Origin of the sequence: Roseibium suaedae (genome assembly GCF_900142725.1) — a bacterium.
Lineage (GTDB): Bacteria > Pseudomonadota > Alphaproteobacteria > Rhizobiales > Stappiaceae > Roseibium > Roseibium suaedae.
This window is the reverse complement of sequence record NZ_FRBW01000003.1, coordinates 632,708-650,984: the sequence shown is the minus strand read 5'-3', so window position 1 is coordinate 650,984 and position 18,277 is coordinate 632,708. Positions and strand designations below refer to the sequence as shown.

Sequence of the window (18,277 nt, the reverse complement as noted above, 5' to 3'; positions counted from 1 at the left end):
CTTGATGAGCGCTTGTCTCGCTGGGTGCGCAAGCCCTGAGGGAAGTTTCTGCGAGGTGTCGCGCCCGATCTATCTGGATAGCATCGCAGGCAAGTTTGTCGCGGAGAAGCGGGCGATCCAGGCGCACAATGAAAAAGGTGAGGCCATTTGCGGCTGGGAGCCGGTTCATGACTGACACTGTGAATACGGCTCTGATGAAGATGATGGATGAGGGCTTCCGGGAAGTCCGGTCCATTCTGGCTTCGCAGCAGGAGACCGCCTCGGAAAGCCGCAGGCGTCTCTATGCAAAGCTGGAAGAAATGTCAGGCGAAATGCTGGCGCTCAAGAGCCGCGTTGATGCGGTAGAGCGGAGTATCGAGGCTTCTGGACCGACGCTTGCGGAAGTTCGCCAGTATCAGCTTCAGGTGCAAGGGGCGGGGCGGCTGGGTCGATTCCTTTGGTGGGCGGGCGGCGGTCTCTTGACTGCTGCCTTCGCTCTCTATTCGTCCCGCGCCTTCATCATGGAGTTTTTGCGCAGAGCCTGATCAGAATGAACCCCGGCAGCTGCCCGATTGAGAACGTCCAGAGAACAGAGCTGTCTCGGTTTTGTACGAGAAACCCGTTCTTTTGCGATTTGTTCTCTGAATGTTCTTGCTCGTTGCTGCAAGGTTGACGCTGTGCGCCTTGCAGAAAATTCATTGATATCAATGAGGTAGATGGTGGGCGATACTGGGATTGAACCAGTGACCCCTCCCGTGTGAAGGGAGTGCTCTCCCGCTGAGCTAATCGCCCGTGCCTTGACGGTGTCCGTCCGGCCGGTTGCGGTCATTTACTGGATTGATCCGGGTTATGCAAGGCCTGCGTCGTCAAAAGCGCGCGGGAGTGGATAACCCGGATCTGTCTAGCCGTCATTGGGCCGCCTGGCCACGTTGTTGCCTGGCCCCCATGCCATTTGATACGTCAGGCGGGCTGATCCGCGCGAATGCGGGAGATGGCGCCGGCCAGCTCATTGAAATGGGAGATCACCACATCCGGACCAAGTTCGGTGACGGGCACCGGCGTGTAGCCGAAATCGACTGCGACAACAGGAATGCGGGCAGCGCGGGCCGCGTCAATGTCGGTGACGGAATCACCGATCATGATGGATCCATCGGCGCTGCCGCCGGCGCGGGCGATGGCGCCCAGAACGGGTTCTGCGTCCGGCTTGGCCTTGGAGAAGGTGTCACCGCCGACAATCGTGTCGAAATGACGGGTCAGATCCAGCGCCTCCATCAGCGGCAGGGTCAGGCGCTCGACCTTGTTGGTGCAGACCGCCAGCTTCCATCCTTCTGCCCTGAAGCTTTCCAGCGCATCGATCACGCCAGGGAAGGGGCGGGTGTGTACGGCGATGTTGGCTTCATAATAGTCGAGGAAATCCCGGTAGAGCGGGGCAAGGCTTTCTTCGGTCCAGTCGACGCCATTGGCGGTCAGTCCCCGCTGCAGCAGCACCTTTGCGCCATGTCCGATCATGGTGCGAACGGATTCGGGGGCAATCGCCTGATAGCCGGCCTTGACCAGCACGGCATTGAGGGTCGCGGTGAGGTCGTCCATCGAAGACACCAGCGTGCCGTCGAGATCGAATACCAGTACGGGCATCGGGAAGGTCCTGAAACAAGATTGGAAGGTGGCACGACCCTATCTCCGGGCGAAGAGGCAGGCAAGGCCATGCCGGGGAGCTGTAAGGGGCAGGGGAGAGGCGGGCAAGCCTTTACGCCCTCGGCGATGGCTTCCCTCTGCCTTAGAGAAGTGACGGAAGGTGAGACGACTGAACTCAGGTCTTGGCCAGACCCTTCCAGCCGTGCTAATCAGCGGCACCGGATCCCAGCCAGGCTGGACCGTTCAGAATTCAGGCGCTTGTGCTGCCCGAAGGGCCGCAGGCACAAGTGACATGCCGGTGTTTCAGACCGGCTTGCAGGGAAAGACGAGGCGCGATGAGCGACGACTTTAAACGGCTGGCAGCAGAGCGGGCCGCAGAAGACGTGAAGCCGGGCATGAAGCTTGGCATCGGCACGGGGTCCACGGCAGAGCATTTCGTCCGGGCGCTGGGTGCCCGCGTGCGCGCCGGCCTTGATGTTGTTGGCGTCCCTACCTCAGAACGTACCCGCGAACTTGCAGAGGCCGAAGGCATCAAGCTGGCGACCCTGGAAGAGCTGCCGGAACTGGACCTGACCATCGATGGGGCCGACGAGATTGATCCGGCCCTGACCCTGGTCAAGGGCGGCGGCGGTGCCTTGCTGCGCGAGAAGATCGTCGCGGCGGCCTCCCTCAGCATGATCGTGATTGCCGACGAATCCAAGCTGGTCGAGTGCCTTGGCGCATTCCCGCTGCCGATCGAGGTCAATCCTTTCGGTCTCGGCGCAACCACCAAGGCTGTGGAAGCATGCTTTGCCCGCAACGGCCTTCAGGGGAAACTTGTGCTTCGTGGTGGTGCTGAACATCCTTTTGTCACAGATGGTGGACATTACATCCTCGACGCTCATCTGGGCCGGATCGCGGACGCTGCCCGGCTGGCGCACGACCTGGTTGCGATCCCGGGCGTGGTAGAGCATGGTCTGTTCCTGGGCTTGGCGGCAAAGGCCTATGTGGCAGGCAAGCAGGGCGTGACGGTGGTCGAACCTGCGAAGTGAGTTCTTGAGATTTATGGCCGGGCGGAAGATCCGGCCTCATTGGAGTTCTAAAATGAAACTTAAGTCTGTTTTTTCCGCTTCTGCTGCCTTTGGCGCCGTGATGTTTGCTCTGGCTGCCGCTCCGGTTCAGGCACAGACGAGCGAGTTCACCGAAAGCCACCTGGCCGCTGCCAAGGAAGTTGTGACCGCAACCAAGGCCCTGAGCTCCTTCGACGACATCCTGCCGCTGCTGGCTGAACAGACCCGTACGCTGTTCGTGCAGGCAGACCCGGCCCGGACCCAGGAAATCGTCGATGTGACCTCCGAAGTGGCTCTGAAGCTGGCAGCCAAGCGCGCTGACCTGAACAAGACCATCTACGAGATCTGGGCGCGCCGCTTCACCGAAGAAGAGCTGAAGCAGCTCGTTGCTTTCTATCAGTCTCCGCTTGGCTCCAAGCTGACCGACAATGGCCCGACCATTACGGCTCTCGCCATCGGTGCGGCCCGTCAGTGGCAGGACCAGATCTCGAGCGAGCTGGTCGCCATGGTGCGTGAAGAGCTGGAAAAGCGCACCGCCGCTGAAGCTCCGAAGCAGTAAGGTTTCATGCGGCCGGAAATTCACCGGCTCGTGAAAGAGAATGAAGGACAAGGCCGCTTTGCGGCCTTGTTTTTTTGTCTGGGCAGACCCACAAACTGCCCGACAGTTTTGTGAGATGGTCCGCAGCCTGGCTTCGCTGCCCGCATGCGGGTGGATGTGCCGCTCACCGGTTCAGGGCAGGGGCAGGCTCCTGAGGTGGCGGAATGTCCGGGGAATGCCGGACCATCCAGAGCATGAAAGGGATTAGGATGAGCGAGTTTGATTACGACCTGTTTGTGATTGGTGCAGGGTCTGGCGGTGTGCGGGCTGCCCGCATTGCAGCTTCCCACGGCGCCAAGGTCGCAATTGCCGAAGAGCATCGCTACGGCGGAACCTGCGTCATCCGGGGCTGTGTGCCCAAGAAGCTTTTTGTCTATGCGTCCCATTATTCCGAGGAATTCGAGGACGCGGAAGGCTTTGGCTGGAGCGTTGGCGAGCGGAGCTTCTCCTGGGAGAAGCTGATGGCTGCCAAGGACAAGGAAATCACCCGTCTTGAAGGCCTGTACCGGGCAAACCTCGAACGCCACAACGTTGAGACCTTCGACACCCGCGCCGTCGTGGAAGACGCCAACACGGTGCGCTTGCTGTCCACGGGCCAGACCCTCACGGCCAAGACCATTCTGGTTGCCGTCGGCGCTTCCCCCAATGTGGACACGTCCATTCCCGGTCACGAACACGCCATCACCTCCAATGAGGCGTTCCATCTGGACAAGCTGCCGGAGAGCGTTCTGGTGCTTGGCGGCGGTTATATTGCGGTCGAGTTTGCGGGCATCTTCAATGGTCTGGGTTCTGAAACCCATCTGATGTACCGCGGTGAGACCATCCTGCGCGGCTTCGACAATGAGCTGCGGGTGGCACTGCAGGAAGAGATCACCAAAAAGGGCATCAATGTCATCACCGAAGACGTGGTGACCGCGATCGTCAAGCGCGACGACGGCAAGCTGGAAGTGACCAGCAAGAAGGGGCTGACCCTCGTTGTGGATCAGGTCATGTATGCCATAGGCCGCGATGCGCACACCAAGGGCCTCGGCCTCGACAAGGCAGGCGTCGAGATGCGCGCCAATGGTGAGATCGTCGTGGATGCGGAGTCCCGCTCCACCGCGCCGTCCATCTATGCCGTCGGGGATGTGACCGGACGTGCGGCTCTGACGCCGGTCGCAATCCGGGAAGGCCATGCCTTTGCCGACAGCACCTTCGGTGGCAAGCCCTGGACCGTTGATCACAGTCTGATTGCAACGGCTGTCTTCTCCCAGCCGGAGCTCGGCACGGTCGGCCTCAGCGAAGAGCAGGCACTCGAAGTCTCGCCGAACCTCGACATTTACTCGACCCGTTTCCGCCCGATGAAGAACACCCTGGCGGGCCGTGATGAGCGGACCATGATGAAGATCATCGTCAATGCCGACACGGACAAGGTTCTGGGTGTGCATATCATGGGACCGGATGCGGGCGAGCTGGCGCAGATCCTTGGCATTACCCTGCAGATGGGGGCAACCAAGGCCGACTTCGACCGCACGGTTGCCGTTCATCCGACAGCTGCGGAAGAGCTGGTCACCATGCGCGAACCCTCCCGCCGCATCCGCGCCTGATCAGAGTATCTGCGCAGCCTGACGAAACCGGCGGCCCCATGCCTTGCAGCATGGGGCCGTTTTGCATTTCGGGGTGTATTTTTCTGAATTCGCGATGCGGCGGAGGTTTGCGGAAAGCGCCCTGGCTCTCAGGCGGCCTTGCGGTTCGGTCCGGATTTGCCCGCGGCCGGTGGCGTGGCTTCAGAGGGCTCGGCATCTTCATCCACCGACTCAAGAGGCGTTGCTGCCTTTGGCCGGTCCGTCCGGGACTTTTCCTTGCCTGACGAGCGGCGCAGCACTTCGGCGGCCAACTCATCGCCCTTCAGCTCGTCGCCATGGGGATGTTCGGAGAAAGTCAGCAGGCCGCGGCCTGCTTCCTTGGACGTGTAGAGCGCCCTGTCTGCTTCCGCGAGCAGGGTCTCAAGATCCTGATCCTTGAACCGCGCAATGGCGATGCCCACGCTTAGTCCCACCCGGACCGACGCGTCCTCATCGATCTGGATCTTGAGATTTGTCGCCTGGATCAGCGCGCTGGCAAGGGCTTCCAGCTTGGCACGGGCCACGGTCTTGCGGATGATGACGATGAACTCGTCACCGCCGACGCGGGAGACGACGCCGGTGCGCCCAAGGATTTCCTGCATCCGGCGGGCAACTTCCTTGATCACGATATCGCCCGCACCATGCCCATGGGTGTCGTTGACCGTCTTGAAGTGGTCGAGGTCACAGTGAAGGATTGCGAAGGGCTTGCCGGGCAGGGCCTTGAGAGACGCTGTCAGGATGCGGTTGAAATAGAGCCGGTTGGGCAGGCCGCTCAGGGTGTCATGAAGCGCCAGATAGCGGTTCTGCCTCTCACTGGCCTGCAGCGAATGGGTCAGCCGGCCGATGCGCCAGGCGATCAGCAAGGCGAGGGCGGCGAGGGTCACGCCCAGCATCAGGATCACCGGAATGACCGTTGGCCAGATGCTGTTGCTCTGGGCTTCGCTCTGCCAGACAAAAGAGCCCAGAGGCTCGCCGTCTGCGGCCAGAAGAAAGTGGTTCGGTCCCCAGTCCGGCTTGATGGGACCTGGAATGAAGGACAGGCCCTTGAAGCCGATTTGAGTGTTCAGGCTACGGATGAAAGCGGCATCCAGAAAGCGGACCGTGACCAGGAAGACGGTCTTTTCATCCGGAAGCTGGACCTTCTCTTCATCCGGCATCAAGGGAAGAATTCCAACCACCGCAGGCTTGTGGTCCAGGGTGACCAGGCCATAGGCAGAATATTTGGAAAGATCCAGATCCTGCAATGTCCGGTGGCTGTAGCCGCCCGGAACCCGGACCCGGTTCCGCTCGTAGAGCCTTTGGGCCGCGTCCATCAGGGGCATCAGGGATGGCAGATCCGCAAGCGGATGCCTGGCGATATGGGTGTATCCCTCAAAGGATTCTGCCAGCACCACCTTGTCGCTCGACACCAGAAGACTTCTGTTGTGGCTATGCTGGCTCCACAATTTGCCAAGCTGATCCCGGACATAGTCGATGTTGAAGGACAGGACGATCTTGTTGATCGCTTCGTCGGAGCGCGCAATCGGCAAGGCTTCCCGGATCACAAGCCGGACCCGGTCATTGAGGGTGTTTTCGAACAGCTTGTGCTCGCTCTGAATGGCCTGGGACTGTGAGGCTTCAGAAGCGATGTAGCCGACAAATACCAGAGAGGCCGTTGTGACCGCGATCAGCAGGCTGGCAAGTAGGAAGGCAAGACTCGGAATATGGGTACGCGAGGATTTTTCCTCTCGTTTCCGTTTTTTCCTCTCGTCTGCCTGGCGCAAAGGGGTGTCCTGAAAAATCGACTTTTTTATCCGGCCTGATCCTAACCGGTGCGGGTTAATTTTACCTCGCGAAATGCTGTGAAAATCGGACCAATGGCAAGACATATCCGGTCGGGATCGGGAATTTTCACCAGGGATCCGGCAAGAAATTCTTGAACCTGCCAAAAATGACAGGACGTAGTTTCCCTTAAGTCAGGAGGGGATCAGTGAGGCATCGTGCGATGCGTCTCTTGTTTCCTTCGCAGGGACCGCATGACAGGCGCGGTTGCGGCCGTTCTGCTTGGCCTTGTAGAGCGCCGCATCCGCAGAGCGAAGCAAGTCTGTCTCCTGACTGCCGCAGAGGGGAGCCTCGGCAATGCCGAGAGATACACCAGTGCGGAAGGTGCCTCCTCCAGGCAGGGAGATCGGCATCTGCGCACTGGCGAGGATCTGGTCCGCCAGATGGCCGAGGTTTCCGCTCTCGGGCCCCTTCGGCAGGGAGGTCACGATCAGAAATTCATCGCCGCCGATCCGGCCGACGTGACCTTCCGGTTCGACAATCTCCTTGAGCCGGTCCGCGATTGTCTTGAGCACGGCGTCTCCCGCCGCATGGCCACGGGTGTCGTTGACGGATTTGAAGTTGTCCAGATCGCACGCAATCAACGCAAACGGAGTCTCAGGCAGGCCCTCGAAGGCAGCGGACAGGATCTCGCTGAACGCCAGTCGGTTGCTGCAGCCGGTCAGCGGATCATGGCGGGCGTTGAAATGGTTGATTGCCTCGCTCTGCTCAAGCGAGCGGGTCAGGCGTATGATCTTGCGCGACACGATGAAGGCCGCCACTGCCAGAAGCAGGCAAAGACCGAAGGCCACAGGCAGGATCAGCTGCCAGATCTGCAGGCCTGGCTGCTGGGAAGACCAGGTGAAAGTGCCGACCAGCTTGCCGTTGGGGTCGGTCAGCTCGCGTCGGGCATCCATGCCGTCGGGGGCCTGTCCATCCAGAAAGGCGATGTCCATCAGGTCGAGCGGTGCCGTCAGCTGGCTGAGGAAGTTTTGGTTGATCGGTTTTGCTGCGACCAGAATGATCACTGGCCAGGTGGACAAGTTGACCCGGCCATCCTCGGGCAGGATCTGAACCGCGCTCAGAAGCACGGGCTGGCCGTCCAGGCGGGCGAAGGCGAAGTCGGCCACTTCATCGATTTTCAAGGTGCTGTCGAGGGTGTCGCCCGCGGCCGCTGTCGCGGGAAACTCCGGAACGCCATCCTTGATCCGCTTGCGCAGCTTGTCTGCCAGAGCCCGGACGGGATCGTCCCCAGCCAGGCTGCGTCTGGTGAAATCAGCTTGATCCTCGCGGGTGCTGGCCAGCAGCTCGTCGCCCGGACCGATCAGGAAGCTTCGGTGCATGCCGAAGTCGTTCCACAGGGCATGGGCAAACTCCTGGCGAATGAAGTCCGGCTCCACGCCCTTGACGATGTGCTCCACCGCATCGTCCCACCGGGCAACGCTCAACTGGTCCCGGGCAATCAGAAGCTGATGATCGCGCAGGGCATTGTCGAAGACATAGGTCTCGTGTTTCAAGGCCTGCCTGTCGGCAGACTGGGAGGCCAGGTAGCCGACGACGGCGAGAGAAGCTGCTGCAATGAGGATGAGAAGGGCCGCGAGCCGGTAGACATAGGCCGCAATCCGGCTGCTGGAGGCTGGGGCATTTGCCCCGGCCCATCCGTTTCCTGTGCTCGTGGTCATCAGAACGCCATCGTCGTTGTGTTCAGCCAGACCTGCTGATCAGACCTGCTGAACTGGCTTGCAGAACATGTTATTGCGCGAACCCCTAGGGGCAAAACGTTAAGATCACATGCGGATCTGGCCAGTGTTTTCTCTAAATATCAGTAAAAGTAACAGGGCGTTTGACGCGTGGAAGGCACATGACGATTACCTATTTTGGCTATGGCTCGCTTGTAAACACCCGAACCCTGGCGCCGGGCACAAGCGTTCGGGCAGGGCGGCTCGACGGATGGATCCGGGAATGGCGGGTGGTCGGACTGACTGATTCCGGCCGTGGCATCTGTGCCCTGTCCGTTGCGCCTGAGCCCGGGGCCTCTATTCTGGGCGTGCTGGCCAGAGAGCCGAAAACAGGGCTGGCCGCGCTCGAAAAGCGGGAGATGCGCTACGACAAGATTTCGTCGGTCGGCAGCCAATTCACCTGCGAAGAGGCGGGGCTTCCGGGGCCGGAGGACATGTTCCTGTTTCAGGCAAAGGCCGAGAACCGGGATTGGGGATCTGACAGCAATCCGATCCTGCAGAGCTATATCGACTGCGTACTGCTCGGCTTCCATGACTTCTGGGGTGAAGAAGGGATCCGCCATTTCGTCGAAACCACCCGTGGATGGCATTCTCCCGTGCTGGCAGACCGTGCAGCTCCTATCTATCCCCGAGCGGTTCAGGCCGATCCTGACGTGATCGCGCTGATCGACCGGTATCTGGCGCCGCTCGATATCCGATATATTCCGGTCTGAAGTGGCCTCATAGCGTGGTGCCGAAGGCTGCGTGCAGCCCGGCCCCCACGGCCCAGGCGATGGCGGCGGCGGTCATCCCGATCAGCGTGGTCTCCAGTCCCGAGCGGATCCAGCCCTGTGTGGACCATCGGGACTTGGCCGAGCCGATGCCAAAGAAGGCAAGAGCGGTCAGGACCACGGCGATCATGTCGCTCGAGGGCAGGCCGAGGGCGTAGGGCAGAAGCGGCAAGGATCCGCATAGGGCAAAGGCTGCAAAGGTGCTGGATGCAGCCTTTACCGGTGATCTTTGAACGCTCGAAAGGCCATACTCGCCCTGCATCATGGTCTCGATCCAGGTGCTCTTGCGCGAGGTAATGATGGCAGTCAGGGTTTCCAACTCGGCGCCGCGATAGCCCTTGGTGCGGAAGATCTGCCGGATTTCCTCACGCTCGCCTTCCGGCGCAAGGCGGATGTGCTTTTCCTCGATCAGGCGCAAGCGGCGGAAGTCGTCGATTTCCGTCTTGGTTCCGGTATAATTGGCTGCCGCCATGGAGAAGCCATCGGCGAGCAGGTTGGCAAGGCCGAGGATCAGCACGACGGATGAAGGCAGCTGTGCACCGAGCGATCCTGCGACAATCGCAAAGGTGGTCACGGCGCCGTCTATGCCCCCGTAGACCCAGTCCCGGAGATAGCTGACGGACGGGCCATTCTTCAGGCGGGTCTCAATGTCCTGGGGGCTGTGGCTGTGTTCCAGTTCCATGGGGCCATTATTTTTCCGGTTCGGGCGCAGCTTTGCTGGAAATCGGCGCTTGCGGGTGTGGTCTCTGGCCAAAGATACGTATATAAGGCCGAACGTTTTGCCTTTTCATGGGCGGCGGTTGGAAATGAGTGTGACCCGGGAACTGTCGGAATAACAGTAGGGGAAACCCCGGCTCTTTCAGGATTGCCTGCGCGGTATGATCTGCGTTCGGTGGTTCTGACACTTTGAAATTGATCAGCTTTTGGGCAGTCGGCAGGGCCATGCAACGCGCCCGCTGATCCAGGCAGGAGTAGGACTGATGGCGGAAAAGTGGACACCGGATAGCTGGAGATCAAAGCCGATCTTGCAGGTGCCGGATTATCCCGACCAGGAAGCGCTCACGGACGTTGAAAAGCGTCTGTCGACCTATCCGCCGCTTGTGTTTGCAGGTGAAGCCCGCGCTCTGAAGCGCCAGCTTGCCGATGTTGCTGCCGGCAAGGCTTTCCTGCTTCAGGGCGGCGACTGCGCCGAGAGCTTCGCAGAGCACCATGCTGATCACATTCGTGACTTCTTCCGCGCCTTCCTGCAGATGGCTGTCGTCCTGACCTTTGCCGGCGCTCAGCCGGTCGTGAAGGTCGGCCGTATCGCCGGTCAGTTCGCCAAGCCGCGCTCCTCTGGCACCGAGACCAAGGACGGCGTTGAGCTGCCGAGCTACCGCGGCGACATCATCAACGACATCGCCTTCACGCCGGAAAGCCGTATCCCGGATCCGAACCGGATGGCCATGGCCTATCGTCAGTCCGCAGCGTCGCTGAACCTGCTGCGCGCTTTCGCGCAGGGCGGCTTTGCGAACCTCGACCAGGTCCATAAGTGGATGCTCGGCTTCATTTCCGACAGCCCGCAGGGTCACCGCTACAAGGTGCTTGCTGACCGGATCACCGAAGCGCTTGCCTTCATGCGCGCCTGCGGTGTGGATTCCACCAGCGTTCCGCAGTTCCGCTCGACGGATTTTTTCACCAGCCATGAAGCTCTGCTTCTCGGCTATGAAGAAGCCTTCACCCGCGTCGACAGCACCACCGGTGACTGGTACGCCACCTCCGGCCACATGCTGTGGATCGGTGACCGCACCCGTCAGCCGGATCATGCGCATATCGAGTATTTCCGCGGCATCAAGAACCCGATCGGCCTCAAGTGCGGTCCGTCCCTGACACCGGATGGGTTGCTGGAACTGATCGACAAGCTGAACCCGGAAAACGAAGCTGGTCGTCTGACCCTGATCTGCCGTTTCGGCGCGGATAAGGTGTTCGACCATCTGCCGCAGCTCATCCGCGCTGTCGAGCGGGAAGGGCGCACGGTCGTCTGGTCCTGTGACCCGATGCACGGCAACACGGTCACTGCTGGCGGCTACAAGACCCGCCCGTTCGAGCGCATCCTCAAGGAAGTGGAATCCTTCTTCGCTGTTCACCGCGCCGAAGGCACCCATGCAGGCGGCGTCCATGTGGAAATGACCGGCCGCAATGTGACCGAATGCACCGGTGGCGCCCATGCGCTGACCGCCGATCAGCTCGGTGACCGCTACCACACCCATTGCGATCCGCGCCTCAACGCGGACCAGGCTCTGGAACTGGCCTTCCTGATCGCTGAAAATCTTAAGCGTGAACGGGATGAGCGCCAGCCGGAAGCTGTTGCTGCATACGGCTGATCAAACGGAGAGGCGGATCATCTGCCGCGATTTCCACAAAAGGGCGCCTTCGGGCGCCCTTTTTCGTTTTTCTCAGATGAAACCGGGAATATCGATAATTTTGCTAAGGCTCCCTTTACCTGCTTGATGCATACGTTGCTGGCGTGACGTAAGGGGAGGGTATCGCGTGCGGCATTGGGACCTGTCACAGGTTTCGTTTCTTCTCATCGAAGACAACCTGCACATGCGCTCCATAGTCCGGTCGATCTTGGCAGGCTTTGGCGTGCGGCAAATCTACGAGGCCAATGACGGCGCGGACGGTCTTGAAACACTCATTGACCGGACCCCTGACTTTGTCCTGTGCGACTGGATGATGTCACCCGTCAGCGGCGGCGAGTTCCTGAAGATCATGCGCCGCGACCGGGATCCCCATATCAGCACCACACCGGTTCTGGTGGTCAGCGCCCATTCGCGAAAGACAGTCATTCTCGAGGCAATGCGTGTCGGCATTCATGGATTTGTCGCGAAGCCCGTTGCGCCTGTTGTTCTCTACAAGCGGATCTGCGGCGTGCTGGAACGTCAGTTGGTTCATGGCCGCACCAAGGGCCTGTTCCGGGAGAAGTTCGCGCAAGGGACGGCCGAGACGGATCCGATGCTGATGGGCAGCGGCACAAGACTTGCGCGCGATGCAAGGCCCGATATGCTGTCGACGGCTCTTCTCTGATCGTCCAGCCCGCGAACGGATTGGAAAACGGGCCGGAACGCAAGGTCTTGCATGCACCCGGCGATTGCATGCGGCTCCCTCCCGGAGTACATCACGCACATGACGACTTCCTCGACTCCCCGGCCGGTTGACGGCCGCTTCCGCCTTGCCGTTGCGCAGATGAACCCGACCGTCGGGGACATTGCGGGCAACCTTGCCCTCATCCGTTCGGCCAGAGCGGAAGCTGCAGCAGGCGGGGCCGATCTGGTGCTCTATTCCGAGCTGGTGGTGGCCGGGTATCCGACCGAGGATCTCGTGCTCAAGCGGGCCTTCGTGCGCCGCTGCATGCAGACGATCGAAGAGCTTGCGGCGGACACGGCCGACGGTGGCCCGGCCATGCTGGTCGGCACGCCCTGGCTGGATGGTGACACGCTGCATAATGCGGTTGCTCTGCTGGATGGCGGCAAGGTTCAGACCCTGCGCTACAAGTATGATCTGCCGAACTACGGCGTCTTCGACGAAAAGCGCGTGTTCAAGGCGGGGCCTTTGCCGGGGCCTATGGATTTTCGCGGGGTGCGCATCGGCGTGCCGATCTGCGAGGACATCTGGAACGACGAAGTCTGCGAATGCCTGGCGGAAACCGGAGCCGAAATGCTTCTGGTTCCCAACGGGTCTCCCTACTGGGCGCACCGGGCGGACGAGCGTCTGCCGGTCGTCGTCGCCCGTGTGGTGGAAAGCGGACTGCCGCTGGTCTATTGCAACCAGCTTGGCGGACAGGACGAACTGGTTTTTGACGGCGGCTCCTTCGCGCTGCAGGCCGACCGGGCGCTGGCGTTCCAGCTGTCGCAGTTCGAGACGGCTCTCGGTTTCAGCGACTGGGTGCGTCAGGCCGAGGGCGGCTGGCGCTGCGAGAACGGCACCTTCGCCTCCCTTCCGGGACTGGATGAGGCCAACTGGCGCGCCTGCGTCATGGGGCTTGGGGACTACGTGCGCAAGAACGGGTTTCCCGGCGTGGTGCTTGGCCTCTCCGGTGGCATTGATTCCGCCATTTGCGCGGCCATGGCCGTCGATGCGCTGGGGGCGGACAAGGTGCATGCGATCATGCTGCCTTACCGCTATACCTCGAAGGAAAGCATCAAGGATGCTGCCGATTGCGCCAGAGCCCTGGGCATCCGTTACGACACCGTGCCGATTGCGGAGCCCGTCGAAGGTTTCGGGCGCGTTCTGGCGCCGCTCTTTACCGGCTGCGAGCAGGACACGACGGAGGAGAACCTTCAGTCCCGCGCCCGTGGCGTGATCCTGATGGCCATTTCCAACAAGTTCGGCTCCATGGTCGTGACCACGGGCAACAAGTCGGAAATGTCGGTCGGCTATGCAACGCTCTATGGCGACATGAACGGCGGCTACAATCCGATCAAGGATCTCTACAAGACCCAGGTCTTCCACATGGCCCGCTGGCGCAACGCCAACCGGCCGTCCGGCATGCTCGGCCCGGATGGTGAGGTCGTTCCGGTCAACATCATCACCAAGGTTCCGACAGCCGAACTGCGCGAGAACCAGACGGATCAGGACAGCCTGCCGCCCTATGACGTGCTGGATGACATCCTGTCCTGCCTGGTCGAGCATGAGATGGCGGTCAGCGACATTGAAAAGCGCGGTCATGACCGTGCGCTGATCCACCGGATCGAGCATCTGCTTTATATTGCCGAGTACAAGCGCCGCCAGGCCCCTCCCGGGGTCAAGATCACCGAACGCAATTTCGGCCGGGACCGGCGGTATCCAATCACCAACCGCTTCCGCGACCGGTCCTGATCTTCAGGGCTGGTCCGCACAGGCAAGGCTGAAGGCGAAACGGCTATAAGACGCGCCGTTTCGCGAAAGATCCGGACCGGTTCCGGATCGTTCCGGCCTTGGCGCAAATGGGCGCGGTCCAAGTCATTGAGGGGCTCCGTGTCCTATTTCTCGTTTCTGGGCACGAATGCCCGCTGGCTTGGCGCCGGGTTCCTGCTGACGGCTTTTTCCTGCTTCGGCCAGACCTTCTTCATCTCCATGTCCCTGGGCGATCTGCGCCAGGAGCTTGGGCTCAGCCATGGCGACATGGGGCTGATCTACATGGCCGCCACTCTCGCCAGTGCAGCCATGCTGCCCTGGGTCGGGCGCAGCGTCGATGCCTATCCGCTGCACAAGGTGGCGCTGGTGGTGATGCTGTGCCTGACGGCCTTATGCGTTGCCATGGCCAATGTTCATTCCGTTCCCGTGCTGATCGCCGTGATCTTCGGCCTGCGGCTCAGCGGGCAGGGGATGATGAGCCATATTTCCTTTACCGCCATGGGGCGCTGGTATTCCGCGCAGCGCGGGCGGGCAGTCTCCATTGCATCGCTTGGCTTCCCGGCGGCAGAAGCCTTGATGCCCATCGCCTTTGTCACTTTCACCGGCATCTATGGCTGGCGGGCGGGCTGGTGGGCGGCAACAGCCATCATGCTGCTCTTTGCCCTGCCGGTGATTGTTGCGCTTCTCTTCCGGCCAAGGGTGCCAACGGCAGCAGAAACTGCCTCCACGGAAAACCGGCAGAGGGACTGGACCCGCAAGGAAGTCCTGCGTGATCCCGTCTTCTGGGCAATTGCCGCCGGCGTCCTCGCTCCGCCCTGTTTCGGCACTGCAGTCATGTTCAATCAGGTCTATCTGGTGGAACTGCGCGGCTGGTCGCGGGAGATGTTTGCCAGCACCTTTGCGGTCATGGCCTTCATGGCGGTGGTCGCCTCGCTGATCCTCGGTCCCCTGATCGACCGGATCTCTGCCCGCCGTCTCTTGCCCTTCATGCTCGTGCCGCTCGGCCTTGCGTCTCTTGTCCTCGGACTGGTCCATGCGCCCATTGCTGCATTTGTCTTCATGGGACTGCTCGGGATCAGCAACGGGTTCACCTCGACCTTTGCCGGAGCGCTCTGGCCGGAGATCTATGGTGTCCGGCATATCGGCGCGATTCGCGCCTTGGCCTTTGCTCTGATGGTTTTTGCCTCGGCAGCCGGCCCCGGACTGATCGGCCTCCTGATCGATGCGCAGGTGCCCTTCGATCTGCAGCTCGTCGGCATCTCTCTCTATTGCGCGGCAATCTCGCTGGTTTTGACAGGGGCATCCCGGGTTCTCGCAAGCCGTCAGCAGCCTATTCCAGAGATTGCCTGAAAAAGCACCGCGTCCTGAGCCTTTGCCTCCAAAATCCCTCTTGCAGACCTTCAAACGGGCGGATACCTGTCCACCATGACCGTCACTGTTCGTTTTGCTCCGTCGCCGACCGGCTTCATCCATATCGGCAACATCCGCCCCGCTCTGTTTAACTGGCTTTTCTCGCTGAAAACCGGCGGCACCTTCATCCTCCGGTTTGATGATACGGACCTGGAACGATCCAAGGCGGAATATGCCAAGGCCATCGAGAATGATCTGGCCTGGCTCGGCGTCCATCCGCACCGGATTGACCGCCAGTCGGAGCGGTTCGCCCTTTACGACAAGGCTGCGGACGTTCTGCGCGAGGCAGGGCTGCTTTACCCGTGCTACGAAACCGCCGATGAACTGGAGCGGCGACGCTCCCGCGCCCGTGCGCTTGGCCGCCCGCCGGTCTATGACCGGGCGGCGCTGAAGCTCACAGATGAGGAAAAGGCACGCTTTGAGGGCGAAGGGCGCAAGCCCCACTGGCGCTTCCTGTTGCCGAACCACGATGGCGATCCTTTTATCACCCGCCGGACGGATGTGAGCTGGACGGACATGTGCCGCGGCGACCAGACCATCGACCTGGCGTCCCTGTCGGATCCGGTCCTGATCCGCGAGGACGGCACCTATCTCTACACGCTGCCGTCGATCGTCGATGACATCGACATGGGCATCACCCATGTGATCCGTGGTGAGGACCATGTGGCAAACACGGGCGTGCAGGTCGCGATCTTCAAGGCTCTGGGCGCGCAGCCGCCGGTCTTTGCCCACCACAATCTCCTGACCACCCGGGATGGCGAAGGCCTGTCCAAGCGCAAGGGCGCCCTGTCGATCGGGTCCCTGCGCGACGCGGGCTTCGAGCCGATGGCCATTGCATCGCTTGCCGTGCTGACTGGCAGCAGCCAGGCTGTCGAGCCGATGGCCACAATGGAAGCGCTGCAAAAGAAGTTCGACCTGTCAAGCATCTCCAAGTCGTCCGCCAAGTTTGATCCGGAAGATCTCAACAGCCTGAATGCCAAGCTGGTTCATGAGATGGAATTCTGCCAGGTGCAGGAACGCCTGATCAGCATGGGCGTGAATGTGGCCGAGCCCTTCTGGCTGACCGTACGGGGCAATTGCGGCAAGGTTTCTGATGCCCGGACCTATTGGCAGGCCGTCCACGGCCCGATCCTGGTTGAAACAGCAGATGAGGACCGTGAGTTTCTGGCGGCCGCTGCCCGGCTTCTGCCGGAAGGCGAGATCACGTCAGAGACCTGGGGCGTGTGGACCGGACTGCTGAAGGCGGAAACCGGCCGCAAGGGCAAGGCGCTGTTCATGCCCTTGCGCAAGGCTCTGACCGGTCTTGAGCACGGTCCGGACATGAAGGACATGCTGCCGCTTATTGGGCGACAAAATATTCAGGCCCGACTACCCTGACGGCAGCCGGCGGCACGGATGCTGCCGGAGCCTTTTCGTCTGCCTGTTCCTGAACTTGATCAGAACCTGCCGCGTCTGCTGCTGCTGTTGCTGCTGCCGTCTCATGCGCGGCAGGGGGCTCCACCGGAGCTTCTGCCTTGTGGCGGCCGAGGACGGGCAGGGATCCCGTCGTGACGGGGGCATTTGCGTCTTGCGGCGCAAGGGTCAGTTTGATGTTGACCGGACTGAACCCCAGCGCAAGGTTCAAGCGGGTGTCCGGGTCGGAGCCTGCGGGAACCTGATCCGGTGTGATCGGCGTGCTGGGCTCGGGGGCAAACCGGTTCGGCGAAGGCGGATCGAGACGCAGATGGCTGACCGACAAGCTGCCTGCATCGGCCGTTGCCTGACCTGCGATGGTTTTCAGCGGTGAGCCCTTGGCCTCGGCCTGAGCTGCGCCCCGGCAGCTGCAACTCTCGACGATCTGGGTCCGGTAGCGATAGGCATTGGTCAGATCCGCATAGGGAACGCCAGCCAGGGAAATCATTTCATCCTGCAAACCGCCCGGATTGCGGTGTACGAAAAGCTCGGTATCGGCTGCCGGACAGATTTCGCCACAGCGGGCCGCATCATTTGCGAACTGGTCCTTGCCGGTCGAGAAGCTGATCGGGAAGAAGAAGCCGTCGCAGGTGCGCACGCACAGGGTCCGGAACGTGCCGCCCGACGGAATGGCAACCCGGCGCGACATGTTTTCGCCCCGGCCATCATCACCGCCGCTCCGGCGCACGGAGTTTCTGCCATCAACCGCGGTGAGCTGGGTGCCTTGGGCGCCTGTCTGCGGGGCAAGCCCGGAGCGCGGGACAGAGACGACGAGCCCGCTGGGAAGCGTACGGTAGGTGGTCTTGCCGTCAACCGAGACGCTGCTGCCGGACGAGCCGCTCCGGGTCATGGCGAAAAGGCCCTTGTTCCCGGAGGAGGGCTGGCTGGCTTCGCGGGTCTGGGCACGGCATTCGCTCGAGGCCAGAGTGGCGCGGATCTTCTGGATCCTGCGGGTGTCGCGTGTGCTGCCGCCGGACTTCTTGATCTGGCGGTCGATGGCGCGCAGGTTCGCCTGCATCTTGGAGATGGTCTTGACCAGCGGCCCGCATTTCGGCGAGGCGGCAGGTGTGCCGCACTGGAAATATCCGGCGTCCCGTTCTGCTGCGGTCAGGGAGCGTTGCTGCTGTTGACGGGCGGTTTCCCATTTGCCGCCGGAGCCGGATGCCCCTTCAAGACGGCTGAGCTCCGCTTTCAGGCCCGAGCAGTCAGGCGCAGCCAGGGCCGTAGCGCTGCCTGCGCATACGGCCAGCATGGCCAGGACCAGGCGCATGCCTTTACGCCGGTCCGATCTGGAGTGCCTGTCGCTCATGAAAATCCTGTCCACCAGATGTGGTTAGGTGTCTGTCGAGCCTCATAAATGGCAGGA

At 61.4% G+C, this 18,277-nt stretch carries 15 protein-coding genes and 1 tRNA gene; 10 read left to right on the top strand and 6 right to left on the bottom strand.

The genetic code is table 11. The features are described 5' to 3' along the window. Window positions 1–167 precede the first annotated feature (167 nt). Complete coding sequence (locus BUA94_RS16355) at window positions 168–524, top strand: hypothetical protein (protein ID WP_073014363.1); 357 nt, start codon at window positions 168–170, stop codon at window positions 522–524. Between the two features lie 172 nt (window positions 525–696). On the opposite strand, the gene BUA94_RS16350 is transcribed toward BUA94_RS16355, so the two are convergent. Beyond that, window positions 697–771 (bottom strand) — tRNA-Val (locus BUA94_RS16350). A 168-nt stretch (window positions 772–939) separates the two neighbouring features. Continuing rightward, window positions 940–1,614 (bottom strand): phosphoglycolate phosphatase, encoded by a 675-nt coding sequence (gene gph / locus BUA94_RS16345; RefSeq protein WP_073014362.1) that lies wholly within the window; start codon window positions 1,612–1,614, stop codon window positions 940–942. 335 nt (window positions 1,615–1,949) lie between these two features. Here gph and rpiA point away from each other — a divergent pair, with 335 nt between their 5' ends. The 3 genes from rpiA to gor all read left to right on the top strand — a co-directional run bounded on the left by rpiA (window position 1,950) and on the right by gor (window position 4,847). After that, window positions 1,950–2,645: a ribose-5-phosphate isomerase RpiA gene (gene rpiA / locus BUA94_RS16340; protein ID WP_073014361.1), complete on the top strand. Its 696-nt coding sequence runs from the start codon at window positions 1,950–1,952 to the stop codon at window positions 2,643–2,645. A 52-nt stretch (window positions 2,646–2,697) separates the two neighbouring features. Further along, a complete protein-coding gene (locus BUA94_RS16335) occupies window positions 2,698–3,222 on the top strand; it encodes a DUF2059 domain-containing protein (RefSeq protein ID WP_073014360.1) in 525 nt (174 codons plus the stop codon). A 248-nt stretch (window positions 3,223–3,470) separates the two neighbouring features. Beyond that, a complete protein-coding gene (gene gor, locus BUA94_RS16330; protein WP_073014359.1) occupies window positions 3,471–4,847 on the top strand; it encodes a glutathione-disulfide reductase in 1,377 nt (458 codons plus the stop codon). Between the two features lie 128 nt (window positions 4,848–4,975). Here the strand turns inward: gor and BUA94_RS16325 are convergent, their stop codons facing one another. Together BUA94_RS16325 and BUA94_RS16320 are read right to left on the bottom strand one after the other, a co-directional pair. Beyond that, complete coding sequence (locus BUA94_RS16325; RefSeq protein ID WP_073014358.1) at window positions 4,976–6,628, bottom strand: GGDEF domain-containing protein; 1,653 nt, start codon at window positions 6,626–6,628, stop codon at window positions 4,976–4,978. 192 nt (window positions 6,629–6,820) lie between these two features. Beyond that, the gene (locus tag BUA94_RS16320) at window positions 6,821–8,347 is read right to left on the bottom strand and encodes a diguanylate cyclase domain-containing protein (protein ID WP_073014357.1); all 1,527 of its coding nucleotides are present in this window, start codon (window positions 8,345–8,347) and stop codon (window positions 6,821–6,823) included. Between the two features lie 179 nt (window positions 8,348–8,526). Here BUA94_RS16320 and BUA94_RS16315 point away from each other — a divergent pair, with 179 nt between their 5' ends. After that, on the top strand, window positions 8,527–9,117 hold the full coding sequence (locus tag BUA94_RS16315; protein WP_073014356.1) for a gamma-glutamylcyclotransferase family protein: 591 nt from the start codon (window positions 8,527–8,529) through the stop codon (window positions 9,115–9,117). Window positions 9,118–9,124: 7 nt separating this feature from the next. Here BUA94_RS16315 and BUA94_RS16310 read toward each other — a convergent pair whose 3' ends face one another. After that, the gene (locus tag BUA94_RS16310; protein ID WP_073014355.1) at window positions 9,125–9,856 is read right to left on the bottom strand and encodes a VIT1/CCC1 transporter family protein; all 732 of its coding nucleotides are present in this window, start codon (window positions 9,854–9,856) and stop codon (window positions 9,125–9,127) included. A 298-nt stretch (window positions 9,857–10,154) separates the two neighbouring features. Between BUA94_RS16310 and BUA94_RS16305 the strand changes: the two genes are divergently transcribed. The 5 genes from BUA94_RS16305 to gltX all read left to right on the top strand — a co-directional run bounded on the left by BUA94_RS16305 (window position 10,155) and on the right by gltX (window position 16,836). Continuing rightward, window positions 10,155–11,537 carry a class II 3-deoxy-7-phosphoheptulonate synthase gene (locus BUA94_RS16305; protein WP_073014354.1) on the top strand — a complete coding sequence of 461 codons (1,383 nt, stop codon included), beginning with the start codon at window positions 10,155–10,157 and terminating at the stop codon, window positions 11,535–11,537. A 166-nt stretch (window positions 11,538–11,703) separates the two neighbouring features. Continuing rightward, window positions 11,704–12,240, top strand: coding sequence for a response regulator (locus BUA94_RS16300; protein ID WP_073014353.1), 537 nt, complete (start codon window positions 11,704–11,706; stop codon window positions 12,238–12,240). A 99-nt stretch (window positions 12,241–12,339) separates the two neighbouring features. Next, window positions 12,340–14,031 carry an NAD+ synthase gene (locus tag BUA94_RS16295; RefSeq protein ID WP_073014433.1) on the top strand — a complete coding sequence of 564 codons (1,692 nt, stop codon included), beginning with the start codon at window positions 12,340–12,342 and terminating at the stop codon, window positions 14,029–14,031. 138 nt (window positions 14,032–14,169) lie between these two features. Then, window positions 14,170–15,399 carry an MFS transporter gene (locus BUA94_RS16290; RefSeq protein WP_073014352.1) on the top strand — a complete coding sequence of 410 codons (1,230 nt, stop codon included), beginning with the start codon at window positions 14,170–14,172 and terminating at the stop codon, window positions 15,397–15,399. Between the two features lie 75 nt (window positions 15,400–15,474). Further along, window positions 15,475–16,836 carry a glutamate--tRNA ligase gene (gene gltX, locus BUA94_RS16285; RefSeq protein WP_073014351.1) on the top strand — a complete coding sequence of 454 codons (1,362 nt, stop codon included), beginning with the start codon at window positions 15,475–15,477 and terminating at the stop codon, window positions 16,834–16,836. Here the strand turns inward: gltX and BUA94_RS16280 are convergent. Continuing rightward, window positions 16,799–18,220, bottom strand: coding sequence for a DUF2865 domain-containing protein (locus tag BUA94_RS16280; protein ID WP_084082069.1), 1,422 nt, complete (start codon window positions 18,218–18,220; stop codon window positions 16,799–16,801). The two genes, gltX and BUA94_RS16280, sit on opposite strands and share 38 nt — an antisense overlap. Between the last annotated feature and the right edge of the window lie 57 nt (window positions 18,221–18,277).

Bases quoted from the DNA above. Each gene is read 5' to 3' on its own strand.
- BUA94_RS16310 (WP_073014355.1), bottom strand. From the start codon at position 9,856: ATGGAACTGGAACACAGCCACAGCCCCCAGGACATTGAGACCCGCCTG.
- gph (WP_073014362.1), bottom strand. From the start codon at position 1,614: ATGCCCGTACTGGTATTCGATCTCGACGGCACGCTGGTGTCTTCGATG.
- BUA94_RS16315 (WP_073014356.1), top strand. From the start codon at position 8,527: ATGACGATTACCTATTTTGGCTATGGCTCGCTTGTAAACACCCGAACC.
- BUA94_RS16355 (WP_073014363.1), top strand. From the start codon at position 168: ATGACTGACACTGTGAATACGGCTCTGATGAAGATGATGGATGAGGGC.
- BUA94_RS16320 (WP_073014357.1), bottom strand. From the start codon at position 8,347: ATGACCACGAGCACAGGAAACGGATGGGCCGGGGCAAATGCCCCAGCC.
- rpiA (WP_073014361.1), top strand. From the start codon at position 1,950: ATGAGCGACGACTTTAAACGGCTGGCAGCAGAGCGGGCCGCAGAAGAC.
- BUA94_RS16335 (WP_073014360.1), top strand. From the start codon at position 2,698: ATGAAACTTAAGTCTGTTTTTTCCGCTTCTGCTGCCTTTGGCGCCGTG.
- BUA94_RS16305 (WP_073014354.1), top strand. From the start codon at position 10,155: ATGGCGGAAAAGTGGACACCGGATAGCTGGAGATCAAAGCCGATCTTG.
- BUA94_RS16295 (WP_073014433.1), top strand. From the start codon at position 12,340: ATGACGACTTCCTCGACTCCCCGGCCGGTTGACGGCCGCTTCCGCCTT.
- BUA94_RS16280 (WP_084082069.1), bottom strand. From the start codon at position 18,220: ATGAGCGACAGGCACTCCAGATCGGACCGGCGTAAAGGCATGCGCCTG.
- gor (WP_073014359.1), top strand. From the start codon at position 3,471: ATGAGCGAGTTTGATTACGACCTGTTTGTGATTGGTGCAGGGTCTGGC.
- gltX (WP_073014351.1), top strand. From the start codon at position 15,475: ATGACCGTCACTGTTCGTTTTGCTCCGTCGCCGACCGGCTTCATCCAT.